We start from the raw sequence: 4840 nt of genomic DNA, 5'->3' as shown, positions 1-4840 counted from the left end.
AACACGAATTCCGCCCCCCATTAGCTCGCACAACTGGCGAGTGATGGATAATCCCAGACCGCTGCCCTGGAATTTGCGTGTTGTGCCAGAATCAGCCTGTTTGAAGGGATCAAAAATGGTGGCTTGCTGCTCTTTCGAAATACCGATACCCGTGTCGGCAACACTGATATAAATTTGTTGCGGTTGATGGTAAGCCTTGATCCGCACTTGGCCGTTGGGAGCAAATTTAATCGCATTGCCCAACAGGTTAATCAATATGTGCAGCAATTTTTCCGGATCGGCAACCGGCAGGGACTCACCATCATCAACATCAACCTGCAACTGTATGGCATTTTTTTCCATCAGCGGCGCAACGGTGCCCAGCGCCTCCTCGACCAAACTCGACAATTTGACTTCGGTTAAATCCAGATCCATCCGGCCCGATTCAATCTTGGCCAGATCCAGCACACCATTAATCAGCTTTAACAAACGTTCGCTGTTGAGGATCACCCGGTTTAAATCTTTCAGGTGATGCTCGTCATCCGCCAGTTTTAGTTCCTCAATCACAACTTCGGTGTAACCAATAATTGCCTGTAGTGGCGTGCGTAATTCGTGGCTCATCAGCGACAGGAATTCACTTTTTGCCTTGCTCGCATCTTCCGCTTTGCGCTTGGCAATCGCGAGCCGGTCACGTGCGATTTGCAAGTCCTGGCTATGCGCTGCCAAGCGTTGGTTATCGCGGCGTTTGATAGTGTAGGCAAACAACACGGTGATAATTAATAACGCACCCAAAATCACTGAGCCCCACAGATAGCGCAAGGCGACTTGTTGTGAATCAACTAATTCATCCAGGTCCACAATCGCATCCTTTTGTTTAAGGATGGTATTTTCCTGCGATTTAATCGTCGTATTCAAATAGGTCAGACGTTTTTCGCGCGAATCAATTTCTTGCAAAATAGTGCGCAGATGCGTCTGTTGCTCGTCCAACTCTTTGGTGCGCAGCTCCACTTCGCGCAACAGGGCTTCACGTTCTTGTTTGCTGGTTTCAATTTGCGCTTGCTGGTCTTGCAGGAGCACTTTTTGCTCGGCAATTAACGCATCACTTTTGTGGATGTTTTGGTTTAACTCCGCCATTTGCCCCTGCAGACGCGCCGTCATCGCCTCTTGGGTTTTAATCGCCTCCGTCAATTCGTTGAGTATTTTTTCGCGGCCACGCAATTGTTTTTGCAGCGCAACCAGTGAGGCCTGTCCCTCGCGGTAAAGTTTGGCAACATCAATTTCAGTCCCGCCATTTAAAATTAACTCCGGCAGCGGGGTTAAGCCGTGGTTGATAATGTTGGATTTATTGACTTCAAACTTAAGGCGGTCATTTTCTGTAGTGATCAGGTTTATCATCACCAGCTGCTTATTGTTATAGGAGTCGGTAACCAGCAAGACCGGCTTGCCCTCAAGCTCATCGTAAATATCCGCGATTATTTTCGCATTCACCTGTTCAACATACACCAGATGGTAATTCGCCAGTGAGTCCACTCGATTCACCTGGTTAACGGTAATCGGCAGATCGCGCAGCTTTACCCTGTCGCGTAAAACCGCCAACTCATTCATCAATGCCGGGGAGCTTGTGCCATAGACAGCGATATCAAAAGAGGTCATGGTCGCCTGATTGGGCCACTCAATGTTTTTGGCGAAGTTGTATAAATAAGAGGCGGTAATTTTTTCTTTATTGAGCCCCTGCGCCCATGCAGGAGTGGTGCAACAGATAATCGCTATCAGGATCAGAGGGATAAGCAGCAACGAAAAACCCTGCTGCCTTGCTTGCGGTGGCAACCAAGGGCCGGATGTAGCGATGGCTACTGACAGAAAGGGGGTTATCAACATCGTCGTTGGTCTTATCTATTTTTAATCACTGAAGCATAGCTTGTTCATTCCGCTATTGATAGCTCTTGCCTGTTGCAGCAAGAGAGTAAAATTACTCTTGCATAGAATACAAAGAGGCACCCGCAGGTGCCTCTTTTAATGACTGGACGCTAATCAAAAGCGTCGGATTTAAGCTACATATAGGCTTTAGCAAATGCGGCCTTGGACTCCTGGATATAAGTGCGGACTTTTACCGCGTGGGATTCCCAAAGCCTGCGGTCTTTTTCATCAGAGAAGGGGTTTTGGTCTTTCGCGACCGAGCGATCAAACTTGTCATAAAATGTAATGACCGACGAAGCGATTTGATTGAAGCGCTCCTTAAACACTTGGGTTTCTTCCATGGTACCAGTAGCTTTCATCATGAATTGTACGAACTCGGTATTAGAACTGGAATGATTTTGATAGCTCTCTGCTTGCAACGTAAAGTAGCTGTTGATTTCCTCCAGCGCCGCACTGCGAATAGCTTCGTCCTTACTCATAACGCGGTTGTAATTTTCCTGACCGCGCCCCATACCGCCGGCAATCAGTGATTCCTTTAAATGCTTGTCCAAATCTTTGCGAAATTTATCAACCTCGCGCTGGATATCTATTAAATCTTTGTCCAGAGCAACCACCGTATTTAATTCCTTTTCAACTTCACCCAGAAAACCTTCGGCTTTGGAAAAGGTTTTTAAACCGTTTTCTTCAGCAAACTTACGTGTTTTGCGATCCACACCGGCATTTTCATAGGCTACTTTATCGAAGGTAGTCGCTACTATGGTTTTAAAGGGTTCGGCGAAAGCTGCATAGGCACCCTGGGTCATTACATTCAGGGTCGCGGTTGCTATATCACCCAAGGGTTTTAACAGCGAATCCATGCGCGCCTTTTGGATCGGCGATGCCACTAGCTTCACATCGCTCACGATACCTTTAAAGGTTTGGTAGCCGAGTGGGTTGGCCATCTTGCCCCGCTCTGAGGTGGCGAGCACCAGTGTTACACTGGAATAAATACCGTTGGCATATTCCAGGTATTGGCGCTGAACGTCGATCTGAGCGGCGTAATTTTTTCCCAATGTGCGCAGCGCATCCGCCTGTACCTGATAATTTTTGTCATCGCGCAATTTGCCCAATACTTCAGCAATCACTTTCTCCTGATTTTTTTGCAGCGCCGTATCCAGCAGAATTTTCTCTACGCTAAGATCATCAATCCAGACTTGGCCGTTGGTAATTTCAAAATCCAGGCGCAAGTATTTTTTACCTGGATCGTCGATAGAAATACGCTTTGCATGGTATTCCGCCGAATCGTTATTACCCAAAAGTTGACCAACCTGCACCCAGCCGCTGTCGGCATTCTGGTTGGTCGCGACCAGCACATTGACTTTGTATTGGGTGGCGGGCGATGAGGTTTTGATCCAAAACTCCAGCGTACCCTGCTCACTTAAATTCACCCGTGAACGCACCGATGCCTCGCCCTGCTCTATTTGCAATGCGCCAGTGCCGGTGCGCGCCTGCTCAGCGGTAAATTTTGCACCGTATATCAGCGCCCATTTTTTGTGGTCGGCATCGTTTTCAAAACCGTTTTTGAAAATCGCCGATTTCTGCTGAGCAAATGCCAGCGATGAAATCAAGCTGGCGGTGGATAACACCAAAACACTTGCGACTGTTTTTAACATGTTGGTCTCACAATCCTTAAACATAAAAAATAAATAGATAACCGATAAAACCGCATTTACCGCGGGATGTTATTCGATAAAACCGGGAATCCGATTTTGCAAAAAACTATCCACTGCAATTTTACGCTCTCCGAGTACGCGCGTATAAGCCACGCGTTCATCAGGCAAGCGGGTAATAGAATTCGAATAACCATTTGCTCCCCAGCGATTGGCCGCAATAGGATTAGCAATAGGATCGTTCATCGCGCGCTCGGCCGCGATGATTGCCCAGCCCTGTTCAACTAAACTATCAACCAGAGCAACAATAAAATAGGCTGCCAAATCATTTTCCTGCAGCACTAACACTTGCCGCGGTGAATAACCCAATACATTAAATGCTTTGGCATCTTCTTGAACGAGCGACTGCGTGATCAGATCAATATAGGCCCCCTCCAGCGATGCCATATTCACTGCGCGATTGCTGCGAATTTTTTTCTGGTACAACTGATCCAGATATTGATCCACACCGCGCATGGCATTCACACCGGTAAACGCAGGGCGATAGCCGCGCTCCTGCAAAAAATCCGCAAGTTCACGCTGGATGTTGGCATCGCCGAATTCATGCAGATAAGAAAAGTGCACATGTTTTTTATAGCCGCTATAAGCCTGCAATATGCGATTGGCTTTCATAATGCCAATTTCATACACATAGAGATCACTCTTGGTCACCAGACTATGACCATGGCCGGCATTCACCAGCAAATGCCCTTTATCGCTATAGAGCGCCAAACGCGCTTTGTCTTTTTGATCAACACCCTTGGTCTTAATTAAAAACATCGCTTGCGGTACACCCGCTGTGGCCAGGTTGCGCACCAACATTTGCGAGCGCGCCATTGCATCCAATGAAGTGGATGCTTGCAAAGTATGGTCAAACGCGATGACCAGTTCACGCGCGTAAATCATGCCAGTACTAGTCATCCCACTGAGCAACAATAAACTACCGAGCAACCATTTTTTCAGCACAGTCTGATCTCATGTAAATAAGTTGTTGGGCAACATTGTTAGACAAAAACGTTATTCCGGCAATTCATACAATTCCAACGGCAAACCATCGGGATCTTGAAAAAACGTAAAGCGTTTTAAGGTATATTCATCAATGCGAATAGGCTCTACCGAAATATTATTGGCTTCCAGCCAAGCAACAGTCCGGTCAAGATCGCGCACCACAAATGCCAGGTGGCGCAAACCGCAAGCTTCGGGTTGCGACGGGCGCGCAGGTGTGGAACTACACGACCAGCGACCAGGTGTGGTCT

Annotated in this window: 4 protein-coding genes; all 4 read right to left on the bottom strand. The window is 47.4% G+C overall.

All coding sequences use genetic code 11. The features are described from left to right. Positions 1 to 1857: YfiR/HmsC family protein (locus tag ACWA6V_RS17365; RefSeq protein ID WP_449523673.1), on the bottom strand; the 1857-nt coding region annotated here is incomplete at its 3' end. A 173-nt stretch (positions 1858 to 2030) separates the two neighbouring features. Beyond that, on the bottom strand, positions 2031 to 3548 hold the full coding sequence (gene bdpA, locus ACWA6V_RS17360; protein ID WP_449523672.1) for a BAR domain-like protein A BdpA: 1518 nt from the start codon (positions 3546 to 3548) through the stop codon (positions 2031 to 2033). Between the two features lie 69 nt (positions 3549 to 3617). Beyond that, positions 3618 to 4550: a hypothetical protein gene (locus ACWA6V_RS17355; protein WP_449523671.1), complete on the bottom strand. Its 933-nt coding sequence runs from the start codon at positions 4548 to 4550 to the stop codon at positions 3618 to 3620. A gap of 51 nt (positions 4551 to 4601) precedes the next feature. After that, on the bottom strand, positions 4602 to 4840 hold a 239-nt coding region (locus tag ACWA6V_RS17350), incomplete at its 5' end, for a VOC family protein (protein WP_449523670.1).

This window comes from Cellvibrio sp., assembly GCF_053579595.1.
Note: the sequence above shows the minus strand (reverse complement) of the source record. Positions and strands in the feature narration are given on the sequence as shown.

What these genes read in the sequence shown, in the direction of transcription:
- bdpA (WP_449523672.1), bottom strand. Translation starts at nt 3,548, where the DNA reads ATGTTAAAAACAGTCGCAAGTGTTTTGGTGTTATCCACCGCCAGCTTG.